General features: G+C 71.7%; 16 protein-coding genes. 9 read left to right on the forward strand and 7 right to left on the reverse strand.

The features are described from left to right. Nucleotides 1-15: 15 nt before the first annotated feature. Nucleotides 16-642: a TetR/AcrR family transcriptional regulator gene (locus Ssi02_RS19520; protein ID WP_204027407.1), complete on the reverse strand. Its 627-nt coding sequence runs from the start codon at nucleotides 640-642 to the stop codon at nucleotides 16-18. A gap of 64 nt (nucleotides 643-706) precedes the next feature. On the opposite strand from Ssi02_RS19520, the gene Ssi02_RS19525 reads away from it, so the two are divergent. Both Ssi02_RS19525 and Ssi02_RS19530 read left to right on the forward strand, forming a co-directional pair. Then, on the forward strand, nucleotides 707-1483 hold the full coding sequence (locus Ssi02_RS19525) for an ABC transporter ATP-binding protein (RefSeq protein ID WP_204027409.1): 777 nt from the start codon (nucleotides 707-709) through the stop codon (nucleotides 1481-1483). Nucleotides 1484-1553: 70 nt separating this feature from the next. After that, on the forward strand, nucleotides 1554-2318 hold the full coding sequence (locus tag Ssi02_RS19530) for an ABC transporter permease (protein WP_204027411.1): 765 nt from the start codon (nucleotides 1554-1556) through the stop codon (nucleotides 2316-2318). A 4-nt stretch (nucleotides 2319-2322) separates the two neighbouring features. Here Ssi02_RS19530 and Ssi02_RS19535 read toward each other — a convergent pair whose 3' ends face one another. The 3 genes from Ssi02_RS19535 to Ssi02_RS19545 form a co-directional block, all read right to left on the reverse strand. Then, on the reverse strand, nucleotides 2323-2553 hold the full coding sequence (locus Ssi02_RS19535) for a hypothetical protein (protein ID WP_204027413.1): 231 nt from the start codon (nucleotides 2551-2553) through the stop codon (nucleotides 2323-2325). Between the two features lie 10 nt (nucleotides 2554-2563). Further along, nucleotides 2564-3913 carry a S8 family peptidase gene (locus tag Ssi02_RS19540; RefSeq protein WP_204027415.1) on the reverse strand — a complete coding sequence of 450 codons (1350 nt, stop codon included), beginning with the start codon at nucleotides 3911-3913 and terminating at the stop codon, nucleotides 2564-2566. 320 nt (nucleotides 3914-4233) lie between these two features. Then, on the reverse strand, nucleotides 4234-6126 hold the full coding sequence (locus Ssi02_RS19545; protein WP_204027417.1) for an LCP family protein: 1893 nt from the start codon (nucleotides 6124-6126) through the stop codon (nucleotides 4234-4236). Between the two features lie 517 nt (nucleotides 6127-6643). On the opposite strand from Ssi02_RS19545, the gene Ssi02_RS19550 reads away from it, so the two are divergent. The 3 genes from Ssi02_RS19550 to Ssi02_RS19560 all read left to right on the forward strand — a co-directional run bounded on the left by Ssi02_RS19550 (nucleotide 6644) and on the right by Ssi02_RS19560 (nucleotide 9365). Continuing rightward, nucleotides 6644-7513: a LysR family transcriptional regulator gene (locus Ssi02_RS19550; protein WP_204027419.1), complete on the forward strand. Its 870-nt coding sequence runs from the start codon at nucleotides 6644-6646 to the stop codon at nucleotides 7511-7513. Between the two features lie 150 nt (nucleotides 7514-7663). Continuing rightward, the gene (gene folP, locus Ssi02_RS19555; protein ID WP_204027421.1) at nucleotides 7664-8509 is read left to right on the forward strand and encodes a dihydropteroate synthase; all 846 of its coding nucleotides are present in this window, start codon (nucleotides 7664-7666) and stop codon (nucleotides 8507-8509) included. Between the two features lie 61 nt (nucleotides 8510-8570). After that, nucleotides 8571-9365, forward strand: coding sequence for an inositol monophosphatase family protein (locus Ssi02_RS19560; RefSeq protein ID WP_307825719.1), 795 nt, complete (start codon nucleotides 8571-8573; stop codon nucleotides 9363-9365). Between the two features lie 110 nt (nucleotides 9366-9475). Here Ssi02_RS19560 and Ssi02_RS19565 read toward each other — a convergent pair whose 3' ends face one another. Continuing rightward, a complete protein-coding gene (locus Ssi02_RS19565; protein ID WP_204027423.1) occupies nucleotides 9476-10993 on the reverse strand; it encodes a sensor histidine kinase in 1518 nt (505 codons plus the stop codon). A gap of 142 nt (nucleotides 10994-11135) precedes the next feature. Beyond that, the gene (locus Ssi02_RS19570) at nucleotides 11136-11810 is read right to left on the reverse strand and encodes a response regulator transcription factor (protein WP_204027425.1); all 675 of its coding nucleotides are present in this window, start codon (nucleotides 11808-11810) and stop codon (nucleotides 11136-11138) included. A 211-nt stretch (nucleotides 11811-12021) separates the two neighbouring features. Here Ssi02_RS19570 and Ssi02_RS19575 point away from each other — a divergent pair, with 211 nt between their 5' ends. From Ssi02_RS19575 to Ssi02_RS19590, 4 genes are all read left to right on the forward strand, one after another. After that, nucleotides 12022-13281: a LolA family protein gene (locus tag Ssi02_RS19575; protein WP_204027428.1), complete on the forward strand. Its 1260-nt coding sequence runs from the start codon at nucleotides 12022-12024 to the stop codon at nucleotides 13279-13281. After that, complete coding sequence (locus Ssi02_RS19580) at nucleotides 13278-14291, forward strand: ABC transporter ATP-binding protein (protein ID WP_204027430.1); 1014 nt, start codon at nucleotides 13278-13280, stop codon at nucleotides 14289-14291. Before Ssi02_RS19575 ends, Ssi02_RS19580 begins: the two co-directional genes overlap by 4 nt. Beyond that, the gene (locus Ssi02_RS19585) at nucleotides 14278-15150 is read left to right on the forward strand and encodes an ABC transporter permease (protein ID WP_204027432.1); all 873 of its coding nucleotides are present in this window, start codon (nucleotides 14278-14280) and stop codon (nucleotides 15148-15150) included. The genes Ssi02_RS19580 and Ssi02_RS19585 overlap by 14 nt, the downstream gene beginning before the upstream one ends. A 126-nt stretch (nucleotides 15151-15276) precedes the next feature. Continuing rightward, nucleotides 15277-15747: a hypothetical protein gene (locus Ssi02_RS19590; RefSeq protein ID WP_204027434.1), complete on the forward strand. Its 471-nt coding sequence runs from the start codon at nucleotides 15277-15279 to the stop codon at nucleotides 15745-15747. On the opposite strand, the gene Ssi02_RS19595 is transcribed toward Ssi02_RS19590, so the two are convergent. Next, nucleotides 15744-16514, reverse strand: a complete 771-nt coding sequence (locus Ssi02_RS19595; RefSeq protein WP_204027436.1) for an ABC transporter ATP-binding protein — start codon at nucleotides 16512-16514, stop codon at nucleotides 15744-15746. The genes Ssi02_RS19590 and Ssi02_RS19595 overlap by 4 nt on opposite strands. Nucleotide 16515: the final 1 nt, after the last annotated feature.

A 16515-nucleotide genomic window follows, 5' to 3' on the forward strand; every position in this document is an offset into this window, starting at 1 on the left:
GACGTCGCCGGGAGGCTAGGCCGAGGGGGCGGCTTCGCCGTACTCCTCCAGGGTCGTGAAGAGCCGGTCGGCTTCGGCGCGCACGCGGGTGGCGACGGCGGGGAGGGGGAGGCCGTCGCGGAGGCGGGCCACGCCCCAGTCGGCGAGGGCGCGGGTGGCTCCGGTGAGGCCCGCGGCGAGGGCGCGGTCGCGGGTGAGGTCGGCGCCGCTCTCCTCGGCGAGGGCGGCGCGCAGGGCCCGCTCGCGCATGTCCATGATGGCGAGTATGCGTGCCCGCAGGGTGGGGCTGGCCTCCACGATGTCCTGAAAAATCAGTACACCCTCATGCAGGCCGTACCTCCAATCACCGGTGTCGAGGGCGTCGAGGAAGTCGCGGCGCACCGCCTCGACGGGACTCTCGCCGGGGGCACGCCCGCGCACCACGGCGGCGAGAAGGCCGACCACCTCGTCCTGCCGGTCGGCGAACAAATCCTCCTTGGTCGGAAAGTAGTTGAACACCGTGTTCACCGACACGTCGGCCGCCTGGGCGATCTCGGCGACGGTGACCGTGTCGAACCCGCGCTCCATGAACAACCCCATCGCCATGTCCGCGATGCGCTGCCGGGTTTCCCGCTTCTTCCGCTCACGCAAGCCCTCAGCCATGACCCGATTCTATGGTGCGGCTAAATTGTTGCAGTGACTTAAAAATTGTGGTTACCCTAAAATTATGATCGAGTCATCCGGCCTGAGCAAGACGTACGGCAAAGCCCCCGCGGCGGTGGAGGCGGTCCGCGGCCTGACCTTCACCGTCGCCCCCGGCCAGATCGTCGGCCTTCTCGGCCCCAACGGCGCGGGAAAGAGCACGACCATGCGCCTGCTGACCACGCTGCTGCGCCCCACCTCGGGCACCGCGACCGTCGCCGGCCGTGACCTCCTGGCCGACCCCGAGGGGGTGCGGCGCCGCATCGGCTACGTCGCCCAGGGCGGCTCCACCCCCTACGGTCAACCCCTTCTGGAGGAACTGGAGCTCCAGGCCATGCTGTACGGCATGAGCCGCCCCGAGGCCAGGCGCCGCGTGGCCGAGGTGCTGGACCTCTTCGAGGTGGCCGACCTGGCCGCCCGCAGCGGCGAGACGCTCTCCGGCGGGCAGCGCCGCCGCTTCGACCTGGCCCTCGGCCTCCTCCACCGGCCACCCGTGGTCTTCCTCGACGAACCCACCGCCGGCCTCGACCCGGGGGCCCGCGCGGAGGTGTGGGACCTCGTGCGCACCCTGCGCGGTGAGCACGGCGTCACCGTCGTGCTGTCCACGCACTACCTCGACGAGGCCGAGGCCCTCTGCGATCGCCTGCTGGTCATCGACCGGGGCAGGCTCGCCGGCGACGGCTCACCGGGCGACCTTCGCGAGCGCGTGCCGGGCGGCGCGGCGGACCTGGAGGAGGTCTTCCGATGGCTGACCGGCCGCCCGGCGAGCGAGGAGCAACCCGCGCCCAAGGCCCTGGTGTGACCGCGCCGGCGGCCCCTCCCTGCACATCCCCGGCCTACGGCCCTTATGTCCAAGCGAAGGACCTTCTCGCATGACCTCCGTGAACATCACTCTCGGCGCCCGCAACGGCGTGGTGCGCGACACCTGGGTGATCCTCCGCCACAACCTACGCAAGACGGCCCGGCAGAAGATCGCACTGCTCTTCGGCGCCGTGCAGCCGCTGCTCTTCCTGCTCCTGTTCGGCCCCCTGCTGTCCGGCCTCGGCTCGTGGCAGATGCTCGTCCCCGGCCTCCTTGTGCAGCTCGGCCTGCTCAGTGCGGGGCTGGCCGGTTTCGGCATCGTCTTCGACGCCCGCGCCGGAGTGCTCGACCGGCTGCGGGTCAGTCCCACCCCGCGGCTTGCCCTGCTGCTCGGCCAGGCTCTCGGCGGCACCGCCGTACTTCTGCTGCAGAGCGCCCTGCTCGTCGCGGTGGCCACGGCACTCGGGCTGCGCCCGCCGCCCCTCGGGCTCGTCCTGGCGGCCGTGCTGCTGGCCGTGACAGGCACCGGCCTGGCCGCGATCTCCAACGCGCTCGCGCTGGTGCTGGACGACGCCGTGTTCGCCCCCGTGATGACCACCGTCATGGTGCCTCTGACCCTGCTGTCAGGGGCGTTTCTGCCCATGTCGATGGCGCCGGGCTGGCTGAACGCCCTGTCGGCGGCGACGCCGTTCCGGCACACGGTGGAGGCGCTCCGCGACCTGCTGGCGGGCGACTATCTGACCCCCGCGGTCGGTCTGGGCACGGCGGTGTCGGTCGCCTTCAGCGTGTTGTGCGTGGCCCTGGCGGTGCGCATCTTCAACCGTCTGAACGCCTGACCGGTCAGGAAGGCGGACCGAACGGCTCGATCTTTGGGTCGGCGTAAGGTCCGCCCGCGCCCCAGCCGAGGCGGCGGGCGGACTCGTCGGACACGCGAAGGGCGTAAAGGCCCTTCGCGGAGTCGACCGCAATGAGCCCGAAGGCGAGGTCGACATCCTCATCGGCCAAGCCGAGGTGACGCATCCCGTCCGGGAGGGATAGCCCGGCCGGCAGGCGAACGGTGATGAGCACCATAGGGGCAACGTTACGCTGCCTGCCGCCGTCGCAAGGTCGTAAGCACTGCAGCCGGGTCGACGATCCCATAACCCAGATCGTGGTCGAAGTCCGCCCCGCGCGGGTGGTCGGCGGTGCGGCGGAGCAGTGTTCGCAGCTCAGCGGGGGACAGCCGGGAGGCCGGCCACTGGGTGCGGATCGCCGCGACCAGACCGGCCGCGACGGGGCAGGCGGCGGAGGTGCCCGAGTCCGGGCCCGGGTCGTAGACTCCGGAGCCCTTGAAGTGCGTGTATGCACATATGTCGGGCTTGCGGGCGGTCAGGCGGCCCGGCCCCTGCGACGAATACCCCACGCGCCTGGCCCGGGTGTCGACCCCGCCGATCGTGAGCACACGCGAATGGGAGTTCGCCCCCACGATGGGCCGGTTGGGGAAGGCGCACCTGCCGTCGGCGCACTCGTTGCCGCAGTTGCCCGCGGCGAACAGGATGTCGGCGCCCTCCTGCTCCAGGCTCGCCACGATCAGATTGAACGGATGAGCTGGATTGTCGGAGTAGTTTCCCGGATGGCCGACCGGGAAGTCCCACCGCGGGGAGAACGACCCCCAGCTGTTCGTGACCACGAGCGACCGCCGGTCCGCGGGCTGGGCCAGCAGCACCGTGCGCAGATGCGCGAACGCCGCCACCGCGTCCGACAGCACACCGCCGAGCACGGTGGTGCCCTGCGCCCGCGACAACAGCAGCGGGATGTCGATGAGGGACGCGCCCGGCGACGTGATGAGCGCGTCGAACGCGCACATCGTGCCGTGATCCACCTCGAACTCCCCGGCTCTGCCGTCCACCGTCGCCGGATTCCAGCTTCGCTGGACGTCCAGCGTGACGAGCCTGCCGAGCCGCTCGGCGACGTGGGCGGCGTTGACACCGCTGTCGAGTACGGCGAGAGCCACACCGGTGCCGTCGAGCCCGGCCCGCTGGAGTTCGTCGGCGCGCATCAGGCGGGCGACGTCGCGCCAGTCGCCGACCGCAGGATCGCCGCCGCAGGTGAGGCTCGCCTCGATCACCGGATCGGCGAAGACGCCGACGACGTCCCTGCGCACCATCGGCAGGAGGGACAGCCGGGCGGTCAGCTCGTCGTCGGCGATCTCGCCGCGCACCATGACCGAGGCGTGCTCACCGGCGAGGGAGTAGGTGATGGGCTGGCGCAGCGACAGCGGGTCCCCCTCGTGAGAGGGGACCGGCTGGGGGACGGCTACCGGGGTGAAGGAGTCGTCGAGCACGACGCCGGGCAGCCTGTCGGCCACATCGGCGGTCGTCGCGGTCAGCCGGGGGTCGGCGACTGCCGCGACCACGTCGTAGGAAGGGCGAAGCTGGATCATCACTCGCATGGGGCACCGCCGTGGTGATCGGAGGACCTGACCTCACCACGGTCCACCATCGGAATGGATCAGTCCAGCGGCCTAAATGCCGTCTGAACTGGTGATTTACCGCGAATGCCCCACAATCTTTACCATGCCCCCCGCTCCCGGCCACCTCCCCGAAGCCACCCGCATGTCCGGTTCCGGCCGGTCGCCCTCGACCCCGGCCGGCTCGCGGCAGGCACCCGTCCACAGGCCACAGCCGTGGGCAGGGCCGGCTCGGGGGACCCCGGAGGGACTCGGAGGCCCGGGGGGACGCAAGTCCACCCGGGGCCGATCGGTGGGGGAGGTTACACGCAGCCGTCGTTGATGTTCTTGGCGTTGGCGCCGTTGGTGGGGGTTCGGTGGGCGGTGGGCGTGCGGAGCGGGGTGGTCGCCGGGGCCGGGCGGGTGGCGGTGGCCGTGGTCGAGGCCGAGGGGGAGGTGCTCGGGGTGGCGGTGACGCCGGCGGCTAGGGCGCGGCGGTCGGGGCGCAACGAGTCGCGCAGGGCCTTGGCGGCCACCACGCGGATCTTGTGCCAGTCGGGGTTGCCGGTGTGGATGAGCGGCGGGACGAGCGCCACGCTGCTCAGCTTCGCGTCCTTGACCTTCATGCCCAGCGGGACGAGGTGTTCGAGCAGGTCACGCGGGATGTCGGTGCGGACCATCTGCTTGGTGGCCCCGGCGATGCGGTTGAAGTTCTGCAGCAGGACGGCGGGTGTGGCCTGCTGGGTGAGCGCCCCGATGACGCAGCGCTGGCGTTCCATGCGGGAGAAGTCGTCGCTGCCCACCCGGGACCTTCCGTACCAGAGCGCCTCCTCGCCGCTGAGCTTCCGGTAGCCGGCCTTGATCGTGCCGGCCGTGCCGTACAGGCCACCCCACTTCACGTCGTATTGCACCCGGATGTTGAGCCCGCCGATCGCGTCCACGAGTTTGGCGAAGCCGTACATGTTGACCAGGGCGTAGTAGTCGATCTTCAAGCCGAGCGTGTGGCCGATGGCGTCCTTGAGCATGCGGGGCCCCTGGCCCTTGCCCCCCACCAGGTGGGGGTTCATGTCGGCGTAGTACCAGACCTCGTTGAGCAGCCCCTGCCCGTCCTCTCCCGTGAAGCCGTTGGGGAACTTCGCGGCGAGCGGGTTGCCGGCGGGGAACCGTACATATTGCAGGTTGCGCGGGAGGCTGAACATCACCGTGTTGCCCGTCTTCACGTGCACGCTCGCCACCATCATGGTGTCGGTGCGCACGCCCGTCCGGTTGCCCGCGGCGTCGCCGCCGATCATCAGGAAGTTCACCCGGTCGCGCCCCTGCCAGGGGTCCTCGGCCTTGATCGGCCCGATGTGGGCGCCGTCGGGGTCGCTCGGGAAGATCGCGTTGATGGCCTCCCTGGCGGTCACGATGCTGCTCGCCGCCAGCGCGAAGGGCGCCATCACGACCACGCACAACATCCCGGCCGCGATGCCGGAGACGATCTGGCCGGTCTTGTTGAGCCGGCTCGGCCGGAGCGTGATGTAGGAGATGAGCACCAGCGCGAACCACGTGAGCGCCAGCACGCCGGCAGTCGCCGACACGGTGATCAGGGTGCTGTCGCGGGCCACCATGCCGGTGTCGTTGAACACCTGGAGCCCGAAGACGATGGCGGCGATCAGGATCGCGCCGAAGACGCCGAGGAGGACAAATCCCGTACGGCGGCGCCCCGCACGCAGGTGCGCCGCGCCCGGGAGGATCGCGGACAGGCCCGTCCAGCCGATGATCGACGCGGTGGTGAGCCGCTTGGCGAAGCGCGGCGGTCCGGCAGGCGCGGCCGCCGGCGCCCCCACGGGCGAGGCGGCGGACTGTCTCTCCGGGCCGGCCTTCACGGGGGCCCGGCCGGGCGCGTCGTCCCGATCGCGGCGGAAGGCGACCGTGTCCCCTTCGGCGGCCTGAGGCGTGGGCGCGGGCTTGGCGGGCGGCCTCTGCCTGCCGGGGGCCGGGCGAGGCCCTTGCGGGCCGCCGCGGTCTACGGGCTCCTCAGAGCCGCCGGGGCCGGTGTTTCCCGAGGGAGGGCCGGGGCGGCGCTCGGCGCCGGGCTTGCCGGAGGGGCCGGGTGCTCCTGGGGCTCCGGGAGTGCCGGGTGCGCGGCGCGGGCTGCCGGGGGTTGGTCGCCGCCGTGGCCGCCGCTTGCGGCCTTCACCTGACGGCTCTCCTGAGCTACCCCCATTGCCCATCGTCGCACCGCTCTTTCGTATGTCATGCCAATGTCATGGCCAAGTCGGCGATAACGTTGCCCTTTGGCCCCCGTTGTCTACGGAATTTTCCAGGATTCTACGCCCCATAGTTGGGCATCACAGACAGATGGCCAACTCGGAGTAAAGGCCCAGTGAAGCGGGTGGGGCGCCGTAGGCAAGCGAGCGTAAGTGTGACATCTGTGGCCCGTGTTCACTCGAACCTCTGCCAACACCATGCGTGGCCTGCGGGAAATCTGGGGTTTTCGTGGCTGGACGGCTCATGAGGGCGATGAGACGCTGGAGTGTCGTGCCCGTCGCGTGCGCAGATGTACGGCGCAAGCATCGGCTGTCCGGTCAAGGAGGGTCGAGAGTGAACAAGCCTCAGATTTGGGGCAGAAGCCCACTGTTTTCCCACTGGTCACGGATGTAGTCATGTTCGGTCACAGTCCGAAATCATCCAAGGTGATCTCCGCGATGTCCCAGACCGATCCGCTTCAGTTGTCCTAGCTTCGATGCCATGAATCTGCAGCAGCTCCGCTATGTGGTCGCGACGGCGGAACACCGCACCATGACCGACGCGGCACGGTCGCTGTATATCGCGCAACCCGCTCTCTCACGCGCGATCCGGGATTTGGAGCGGGAACTCGGCATGACCCTGTTCGCCCGCTCCGGCCGCGGGGTCGTCGTCACCCCCCAGGGCAGGCGGGTGGTCAAACTCGCCCGCGAGGCGCTCAACGCCATCCACGAGATCGAATCGCTCGCCACCCACGGCCACTCGCCCGAGGCCGAGCTGCGCATCGCCGCCACCCCGAGCCTCGAACCCGGCCTGTCCGCGCGGCTGCTGCCCGCCTACACCGCAGAACACCCCGGGGTGCGCGTCCACATCGTGCGCTGCGAGAGCCGCGACGGCGTCGTCAACGCCATCCGGGAACAACGCGCCGATCTCGGCCTGACCGACCTGCCGGTCCCCGCCGACCTCATCACGCGCCCCCTGGAGCGCCAGGAGGTCGTGCTCATCTCACCGCCCGGCCTCAAACTGCCCGACCCCGTCCCCATCGGCAGCCTGAGCGGCCTCCGCCTGGTCCTGCCCACGCCGGGCACGGCCCGCCGCCGCGAGTTCGACGCCCTGTTCCTCAAATACGGCGTGAGCCCGGCGGGCACCGTCGAAACCGACGAGCGCGGCGGCTGGCTCACCGCGGTCCGCAGCGGCGTCGCCTCCCTGCTCTGGTATCGCACGATGGCCGAACAGGCCGTCCGTGCCGGGCTCGTCGTCCGCGCCCTCGACCCCTGCATCCGCCGCGTCGTCGCCATCGTCCACGCCCGCCGCCGCTTACCGGCGATAGCCCAGGAGTTCCTGGCCGTCGCCGAGAAGGGCACCGCCGCCTGACACCGGTCGCCACACGCGATCCCAAGCCCCGGAGGGAGGCACCGTGGCCGCCTTCAACGGCGGCCCCGGTCACCGTACGAACTCCCCAGGACTTTAGCCTGCTTCGCGGAGTTCTCCAGATACAAGCGATCCCGCAGTAAGCTCAGGCCGATGTCTATCCTGTGCCTGCGCGGCCGCCGGTTCGGGCCCGGCGACTTCGCGATCATGGCGGTGGTCAACCGCACACCCGACTCCTTCTACGACCAGGGGCGCACCTACGGGTTCGACGCGGCCCTCGCCGCCGTGGACGCGGCCGTGGCGGGCGGGGCCGACATTGTCGACATCGGCGGCGTGAAGGCCGGTCCCGGCGACCACGTGGGCCCGGCCGAGGAGATCCGCCGCGTCGCCGGCCTCGTCGAGGCCGTGCGTGACCGCCACCCCGGCCTCGTGATCAGTGTCGACACCTACCGCGCGGAGGTCGGCGAGATCGTCGCCAAGGCGGGCGCGGACCTCTTGAACGACACCTGGGGCGGCGTCGACCCCCGCCTGGCCGAGGTCGCCGCGGAATACGGCACGGGCCTCGTCTGCGCCCACGCCGGCCGGGTGACCCCGCGCACCCGCCCCCACCGCATCGCCTACGACGACATCGTGTCCGACGTCGTCTCCCTCACCGTCGGCCTGGCCGAGCGCGCCGTCCGCGCCGGGGTGCCCCGCGAGTCCGTCCTGATCGACCCGGCGCACGACTTCGGCAAGAACACCTGGCACTCCCTCGCCGTCAGCCGCCGCCTCCACGAACTGACCGGCACCGGCTGGCCCGTCCTGGTGGCCGTCTCCAACAAGGACTTCGTCGGCGAGACCCTCGGCGGCCTCCCCGTCGGCGAACGCCACGCCGGCACCATGGCCACCCTGGCCGTCTCCGCCTGGCAGGGAGCCCGCGTGTTCCGCGTCCACGACGCCGCCTCCACCCGCGAGGCCCTCGACGCGGTAAGCCTGTTGAGGAAAAGCAGCGTGTCCTGATCGCGGACTGCCGGCCGGGCGGCCGCGGCCCTGGAACGGGAGCGCGCGTACGGTGGTGCGCATGCTGATCGACAAAGTCACGGAAATCCTGCGCGAAACCGCGCAGGCCGTGATCCTCCCCCGGTTCAGAGCACTGTCGGCCGGCGATGTGGAGGAAAAGTCCCCTGGCGAGGTCGTCACGATGGTCGACCGCCAAGCCGAGGCGGAGATCACGCGCAGGCTGCGCGAGCTGCTCGACGTGCCCGTCGTCGGCGAGGAGGCCGTCGCCGGCGATCCCCAACTCGTCGCCGCCCTTTCCGAGGCCCCCACCGCGTGGCTGGTCGACCCCTTGGACGGCACCGCCAACTTCATCGCGGGCACCCCCGACTACGCGGTCATGGCGGCACTCGTCAGGCACGGCTCCACCGTGGCCTCGTGGATCCTGCGCCCCGACGCCGGCCGCCTCTACGTCGCCGAACAGGGCGCGGGCACCTGGCGCGACGGCGTGCGCATACGGCGGGAGCCCGCCCCACGTGACCCGGCCGGCCTGCGCGGTGCCGTACTCACCAGGTTCCTGCCTCCCGCCGACCGGCTCCGCATGGCCGAGGCGGCCCCCCACTTCGCCGCCGTGGAACCGGGGGCGAGATGCGCGGGCGTCGACTACCCCCGCCTGGTCGACGGCGAACTGGACTTCGTCCGCTTCCAGCGCCTCCTCCCGTGGGACCACGCCCCGGGCACGCTCCTCCTCACCGAGGCCGGCGGCGTCGCCCGGCATCTCGACGGCGTGCCGTACAAGCCCGCAGACACCCGCTCCGGCCTCCTCGGCGCCGCCGACGCCCGCTGCTGGGAGACGGTCCGATCACTCATGGACCCCTGACCCCGCGGCTTGCCGGACCGCTCTCGGCGGCGCCGGCGCTGGCGGGCGCACCGGTCACGCGAGGTCGCGCACCTCGGTGAGGTACGACGGCCGAGCCCCAGGGGCTGTCCTCACACCAGCATCGGCAGCCGCACCACCGCGCGCAGCCCCGGGCGGGCGTCCTCCAGGTGGGCGCTTCCGCCGTGGGCGCGTACGGTTTCCCTGACGATGGCCAGGCCCAGGCCGGCGCCGCCGCTGTCGCGGCTGCGGGCGCTGTCGAGGCGGGTGAAGCGGTCGAAGACGCGTTCGCGGTCGGCTTCGGGCACGCCGGGGCCGTCGTCGGTGACGGTGACGACGATGTCGGAGCCGTCGGCGCGGGCGTGGAGTTCGACGCCGGTCGCGGCATGCCGTACGGCGTTGTCGACCAGGTTGGTGAGCACGCGGCCGAGGTCGAGCGCGTCGCCGGTGGTGGTGAGGCCGGGGGCGGTGGAGTGCACGGTGACGGCCACGCGGGCTTCGCCGTACCTCGCGGCGGTGCGGCACAGCAGGTCGGACAGGTCGACTGGGTCGCGCCGTGAGGGGGCGCCGCCGCGTTCCGAGAGGCGGGCCAGCGACAGGAGGTCCTCGGCGAGGCGGGACAGCCGCAGGGTGTCCTCCAGCACCCCTTCGGCCGTCTCCTGCCAGTCGGCGCCCTCGGGGTGGCCGAGGGCGACCTCAAGCTGGAGCCGGATGCTGGCGAGGGGGCTGCGGAGCTCGTGGGCGGCGTCGGAGACGAGGGCGCGCTGGCGGAGTTCGGCGGCTTCGAGCCGGGCGAGCATGTCGTTGAGGGTCGTGGCGAGGCTGTGCACCTCGTCCCTGGCCTCGGGCACGGGAAGCCGCCGCGACCGGGCGGTGCCGGTGATCTCGTCGGCGCCTCGGCGCAGCGCGGCGATGGGGCGCAGGGCGCGCCCGATGATCAGGTGGCTCGCGGCGGCGAACATGCCGAGCAGCAGCGGGGTGCCGATCAGCATGACGTTGGCGGTGGTGGTGATGCTGCCCTGCACCTCGGCCGAGGACTTGGCGGCGATGACCGTGCGGCCGCCCTCGGCGCGCAGCACGACCGCGCGAAGCGGCGCGGCGATGCCGTACGGCCTGCCGTCGATGTGCACGGGTTCGCCGATCCGCATGGCGCGTTCGCGGGCGGTGGCGTCGAGCAGCGGCACGAGGCGGTCGGTGCTCGCGGTCACGAAGTTGATGCGCTGGTCGGGCTCGACGACCTGCACCATCGTGCCGTCCTGCGAGATCAGCGGGTTGGTGAGGCGGCCCGCCTCGGCGTCGGCGACGACAGTGCGGGCCCGCTGCGCGACGGCGCTGTCGATGTCGTCCACGAGGGCTTCGGCGAGCACCAGGACGAGCAGCAGCGCCGAGGCGCCGAGGGCCGCCCCGAAGACGAGCGTGGCGGTCGCGGTGAGCCGGAACCGCAGGTCCTTGCGCCGCCACCACCGGACGGGCGCCAGGGGAACCCCGCCCCGGGTGGCGAGCCGGGAGACATCCGGGGGTCCGGCGGAGGCGCGCCGCCCAGGGCCGCTCACCCGGTCGGAGACCACCCGCCCGTCCCGGTTGTACGGCGCGCCGTTCGCGGCCGGCGGACCTGAACCGGGCGAAGCCATGCCGGGTGCCCCCACGCCAGAGGAACCCGTGTCAGGTGAACCCCGGCCAGGCGAATCCCCGCAGGTCGCCCCCAGGTCCCCGGCGGACTCGGCGGCCTCCGCCTGGCGGCCCTGGCGGCCGTGAGCAGGGGGACGGTGGTCGTCAGCCGCCATCGCCGGCCAGCCGGTAGCCCGCGCCGCGCACGGTCTGGACGGAGTTGCGGCCGAACGGGACGTCGATCTTGCGCCGCAGATATCCCACATAGACCTCGACCACGTTGGCATCGGTGTCGAAGGAGTCCCACACGTGCTCAAGCAGTTCGCTCTTGGACACCACCTCGTCGAGGTGCCGCAGCAGGAACTCCAGCAGCGCGAACTCGCGCGGCGTCAGCTCGATCGCGGTCTCCCCGCGGAACACCCGGCGTTTGGCCGGGTCGAGCGTCAGGTCCCCGGCGCGGAGGGAGACGGGCCTGCGATGGCGTCCGCGGCGCAGCAGGGCGCGCAGCCGGGCCACGAGGACGACGTAGGAGAACGGTTTGGTGAGGTAGTCGTCGGCCCCCAGGTCGAGCCCGTCGGCCATGTCGTATTCACCGTCCTTGGCGGACAACATGAGGATCGGCACCCAGTTGTCCTCCGCGCGCAGCGCCTTGCACACGTTGTAGCCCGACAGCCTGGGCAGCATGATGTCCAGCACGACGGCGTCGTAGTCGCCCTGCCGGGCGAGCTGAAGTCCGGACACACCGTCGTGGGCGAGATCGACGGCGAAACCCTCCGCCTGGAGGCCGCGCCGGAGCGCGGCGGCGAGGCGCGGCTCGTCGTCGACCACGAGCACCCGCATATGGGCTCCTTGACTGCTTGTCGGGGCATTTATCGGCCTGGGTGGGCTTCATCCCCATCTTGGCCTGCGGATTGCGTCCCGTAGCGAGAAGTCTGAGAGCGATCTCAGCTCCTCTCAGCATCGGCTCAGGGGACATGCCGCAGGCTACGAACGTCCCGACGGCACAACGCCGCCGATTCCACGCCGACACCCAATACCGTAGGGGAGTGATATGTCCTTCCAGCAACCCGCGCAGGACACCCCCAGCCGATTGCGGCGCCTCGCCATGAAGTGGGGCGCACCCGTGACGGCGGTGCTGGTGGTCGCCGCCGTGCTCGGCGCGCCGTCCGTCATCGCCGCCGTGCGCGGCGAGCCTTCCCTGCCGGCGCGCACCGCCGAACAGCTGGTCACCGACGCCCTGCGCTCCCTGGAACAGGGGAGAACCCCACCGCTGTCGGGCACGATCGTCAAAACCGCCTCCCTCGGTGTTCCCGGTGTGTCGCAGCTCCTCGGGAACACGCCGCCGCGGCACGGCGCCGCCGACATACGTTCTCCCCTTTCACTGCTGGTGGGCGCACATCAGGTCAAACTCTGGTACGACGGAGCCACGCGGGTCAGAGCCGCCCTTCCCGGCCCGATGAGCGAGACCGACGTGATCGTCAACGACGGCGTGATGTGGATCTGGGAGAGCGAGTCCAACACCGCCAACAAGATCAAGCTCCCGGCGGGCGCGGCGGCGGCCACCACCGGCGTCGCCGCGGCGACCGTGGCCAAGGGCGCGGCGCACGCCGTACCCCCCTTGGTGCTCGGGCGGCCCACGCCGGGGGACGCCGCCAAGGCGCTGCTGTCGATGCTCGCCGCAAGCACCGAGATATCGGTCGCCGACGACGAGACGGTCGCCGGACGGCCCGCCTATCACCTGATTCTCGCGCCGAAGGACCCCGACTCGCTGATCGCGGAGGTCCGGCTCGCGCTCGACGGGGAGAAACTCTTCCCCCTGCGGCTCCAGGTGGTGGCCGACGGCTCGGACGAGCCGGTGATCGACATCGGCTACACCGAGATCACGTTCTCACCGCCCGCGGAGGAGAACTTCACCTTCACCCCGCCCCACGGGGCCACGGTGAACGAGACGAGCTTCGCCGACCTGATGGGGCAGAGCCGCGCCACGACCGAGGAGTGGTCGGGCGATCCCGTCGCGGGCACCACGTCCTTCGCCGGCAGCGGCTGGACCGCGGTGTCGGTCACCCGGCTCGACAAGGATGACCTCGCCGAACTGGCCGCGCCCCCGAAGGTCCCGGCCCGGCAGGAGGAGGGGGGCGCGGCGGAGTTCGTGCGGACGGTGCTCGACTCGGCCACGCCTGTGCAGGGGCCGTGGGGCAGTGGCCGGATGGTCAAGAGCAAGCTCGTCACCGTGCTGCTGACCGACGACGGCCGCCTGCTGATCGGCGCCGTGACACCGCAGACGCTGATCGAGGCGGCGGGGCGCGGGTGAGCGTGAACGCGGGTGTGACCGAGGCCGAGGGGACCTCCGCGGGGGCGTCCCCTCCCTTGGGCCGAGGCGGCGCGATCGTCACGACCTCCCTGACCAAACGGTTCCCCGGCGGCCAGGTCGCCGTCGACCACCTCGACCTGGCGGTGCCGCGCGGCTCGGTGTTCGGCTTCCTCGGCCCCAACGGCTCGGGCAAGACCACCACGATCCGCATGCTGCTCGGGCTGGTCACCCCCACCGAGGGCACCTGCGAGGTGCTGGGGGAGCCCGTGCCGCGCCGCCTGGCCGCCGTGCTGCCCCGGGTGGGCGCACTGGTGGACGGCCCGGCCTTCCACCCCCACCTGTCGGGCACGGCCAACCTGCTGCGCCTTTCCGCCGCCGACGCCGCTGTGGACAGGCGTACGGCACGGGCCCGCGTGGCCGAGGCCCTCGCCAGGGTCGGCCTGTCGGCCGCGGCGCGCAAACGCTACGGGGCCTACTCGGTCGGCATGCGCCAGCGGCTGGCCCTCGCCGCCGCGCTGCGCGGGCCGCGCGAGCTGCTGATCCTGGACGAGCCGACCAACGGCCTCGACCCGCAGGGCACCCGCGAGGTGCGCTCCCTGATCAGGCAGGTCGCCGCGGCCGGCACCACGGTGTTCGTGTCGTCGCACCTGCTGGCCGAGGTCGAGCAGATTTGCACGCACGCCGCGGTGATGAGCGGGGGCCGCCTGGTCGCGCAGGGCACCGTGGCCGAGTTGCGCGCGGCGCTCGGCGGGCGCGCGGCGGTCACGCGGGTCACGGTGGAGACGCCGCACGCCGGGCGGGCCGCGACGCTGCTGACCGGCCTCGGGCTCGCCGGGGTGCGGGCCGGGGACGGCGAGGTGAGCGCGGCCTTGGGCGACCGCGCGCCGGAGGACGTGTGCCGGGCGCTGGTCGAGGCGGGCGTCGCCGTACGCGGGTTCGCGGTGGTGCGGCCGAGCCTGGAGGATGTGTACGTGGATCTGACCGGGGAGGGCTTCGATGTCGGCGCTTGAGGGGGCCGCCGCCCTGCCGGTCCCGCCCGCGCCGCCTGCCGCGGCGCGGGCGTTCGCCCGGCTGCTCGGCTCGGAGCTGCTCCTGATCTTCCGGCGGCCCCGCAATCTGGTGATCCTGGCCGCCCTCGCCCTCCTTCCCGTCGCGATCGCGGTCGTGGTGCGTTATTCGTCCGGGGGCATAGGCGCGGAGGTGACGCTCTTCACGCGGGTCACGGGCAACGGCCTGTTCCTCGCGTTCGGCGCCATGGCCGTGATGACGCCGTTCCTGCTGCCGATCGCCGTCACGGTGGTGGCCGGCGACGCGGTGGCGGGGGAGGCGGCGAGCGGCACCCTGCGTTATCTGCTGGCCGTGCCGGCGGGCCGCACCCGGCTCCTCGCGGCGAAATATCTGGGCGCGGTGCTCTATGCCCTGGCCGCGGTGCTGCTGATCATGCTCTCGGCGCTGGCCGCCGGGTGGGCGCTGTTCCCTTCTGGGCCGGTGGCGCTGCTTTCGGGCACCACGATTTCCCTGGCGGACTCCCTGCTGCGGCTGCTGATCGTCGCAGGCTACGCCACCGCGGGCATGGCCGCCCTCGCGGCCGTCGCCCTGGCGGTGTCCACGCTGGCCGACAGCCCGATCGGCGTCGTCGCGGGCGTCGTCGTGGGCGTGGTCGTGTTCCAGCTCCTCGGCGCCCTTCCGGACCTCGCGCCGCTCAGGCCGTATCTCATCACCTCGTGGTGGACGGCCTTCGACGAGGTGCTGCGATCGCCGATGGGAGTGGCCAGGCTCGTCGACGGGCTGCTGGTCTACGCCGCCTACACACTGGTGGCGCTGAGTACGGCATGGGCACGCTTCACCGGCCGCGACATCACGGGGTGAGCCCGGTGCCGCCGGGCTCGGCGGGCACCCCTACGGATCAGCGGAAGAAGCTGTTTTTAAGGTGTTTTGTCGCTAAGGTCATTCGCGATTCGCCGCGAGGCACCCTCCGAAGCTGAGGTGCGAACAATGCGACACTTCATTGGATTTCTCATCGGACTGGTCGTGACGGCAGCCCTCCTCGTCGGTGGGGGCTGGTCTGTCAGCGAGATCGCGAACGCGGTGCCCGCAACAGGACCAACCGACAGCGACAGACTCTGGACGGGGCTCGGCGTCATGGCGGCGGTCGGCCTCGTCCTCGGCATCGTGGCCATCGGCCCCATCTCGCCGCTCGCGTCCTTCGTGCCCTCCATCGTGCTGCTGTCGTGGACGGTGGTCTTCGCCCTCGACACCCCAAGGGCCCTCTCGATCATCCCCCGCGACTCCTCCCTGCACGAGGTGCTGCTGACCGCCGGCGTCGGGAACCTCGCCCTGCTGCGCACCGGCCTGTTCGGCCTGCTCGGCGTGCTGCTGTTCGTGCCCGTCCTCCTCCCCTCCCGGTGGGCGCCCCGCCATGCGGACGGGGAGGACGACGACGAGTCCGAGAGCGGCTACTACTAGCCGCCGCCCGTGTAGAGGCGGGCGACCACGTCCTCGATCGAACTCTCCTCCGGCGCCGTCGCCCGCAGGTCGCCGAGGGTGCCGTCGAACGACAGCCGGCCGTGGTCGATCACCATCACCCGGCTGCAGAGCCGCTCCACATCCCCGAGGTCGTGGGTCGTGAGCAGTACCGTCGTGCCGCGCTCGGCGTTCAGCTCGCGCAGGAAGGCGCGCAGCGCGGCCTTGCTGACCACGTCGAGCCCGATGGTGGGCTCGTCCAGCACCAGCACCGACGGCGCGTGCAGCAGCGCGGCGGCGAGATCTCCCCGCATGCGCTGGCCGAGGCTGAGCTGCCTGACCGGGATGTGGAGGAACGAACCCAGGTCCAGCAGCTCCTCCAGCTCGGCGAGCCGCCGCCGGAAATCCCCCTGATCTACGTTGTAAAGGTGCCTGACCAGCTCAAAGCTATCGCGCAGCGGCAGATCCCACCAGAGCGTCGTCCGCTGCCCGAACACCACGCCGATCCGCCGGGCCAGCGCCGTACGCCGCCGGGAGGGATCGAGACCCGCCACCCGCACCCGGCCCGTCGTCGGGGTGAGGATGCCCGTCAGCATCTTGATCGTCGTCGACTTGCCGGCGCCGTTCGGCCCCAGATAGCCCACGAACTCCCCGGGCGCCACGGAGAAAGTGAGATCGCGGACCGCGTGCACCACATGCCGCTCCCGCCGCAGCACCCCGGCCTTGCGCCGGTGCGTGAACGACCGGCCGGCCCTCTCCACCTCGATCACG

Origin of the sequence: Sinosporangium siamense, from assembly GCF_016863435.1 — a bacterium.
Lineage (GTDB): Bacteria > Actinomycetota > Actinomycetes > Streptosporangiales > Streptosporangiaceae > Sinosporangium > Sinosporangium siamense.

What these genes read in the sequence shown, in the direction of transcription:
- Ssi02_RS19540 (WP_204027415.1), bottom strand. Translation starts at nt 3,913, where the DNA reads ATGCGAGTGATGATCCAGCTTCGCCCTTCCTACGACGTGGTCGCGGCA.
- Ssi02_RS19525 (WP_204027409.1), top strand. Translation starts at nt 707, where the DNA reads ATGATCGAGTCATCCGGCCTGAGCAAGACGTACGGCAAAGCCCCCGCG.
- Ssi02_RS19520 (WP_204027407.1), bottom strand. Translation starts at nt 642, where the DNA reads ATGGCTGAGGGCTTGCGTGAGCGGAAGAAGCGGGAAACCCGGCAGCGC.
- Ssi02_RS19550 (WP_204027419.1), top strand. Translation starts at nt 6,644, where the DNA reads ATGAATCTGCAGCAGCTCCGCTATGTGGTCGCGACGGCGGAACACCGC.
- folP (WP_204027421.1), top strand. Translation starts at nt 7,664, where the DNA reads ATGTCTATCCTGTGCCTGCGCGGCCGCCGGTTCGGGCCCGGCGACTTC.
- Ssi02_RS19590 (WP_204027434.1), top strand. Translation starts at nt 15,277, where the DNA reads ATGCGACACTTCATTGGATTTCTCATCGGACTGGTCGTGACGGCAGCC.
- Ssi02_RS19535 (WP_204027413.1), bottom strand. Translation starts at nt 2,553, where the DNA reads ATGGTGCTCATCACCGTTCGCCTGCCGGCCGGGCTATCCCTCCCGGAC.
- Ssi02_RS19575 (WP_204027428.1), top strand. Translation starts at nt 12,022, where the DNA reads ATGTCCTTCCAGCAACCCGCGCAGGACACCCCCAGCCGATTGCGGCGC.
- Ssi02_RS19570 (WP_204027425.1), bottom strand. Translation starts at nt 11,810, where the DNA reads ATGCGGGTGCTCGTGGTCGACGACGAGCCGCGCCTCGCCGCCGCGCTC.
- Ssi02_RS19545 (WP_204027417.1), bottom strand. Translation starts at nt 6,126, where the DNA reads ATGGGCAATGGGGGTAGCTCAGGAGAGCCGTCAGGTGAAGGCCGCAAG.
- Ssi02_RS19565 (WP_204027423.1), bottom strand. Translation starts at nt 10,993, where the DNA reads ATGGCTTCGCCCGGTTCAGGTCCGCCGGCCGCGAACGGCGCGCCGTAC.
- Ssi02_RS19530 (WP_204027411.1), top strand. Translation starts at nt 1,554, where the DNA reads ATGACCTCCGTGAACATCACTCTCGGCGCCCGCAACGGCGTGGTGCGC.
- Ssi02_RS19560 (WP_307825719.1), top strand. Translation starts at nt 8,571, where the DNA reads ATGCTGATCGACAAAGTCACGGAAATCCTGCGCGAAACCGCGCAGGCC.
- Ssi02_RS19585 (WP_204027432.1), top strand. Translation starts at nt 14,278, where the DNA reads ATGTCGGCGCTTGAGGGGGCCGCCGCCCTGCCGGTCCCGCCCGCGCCG.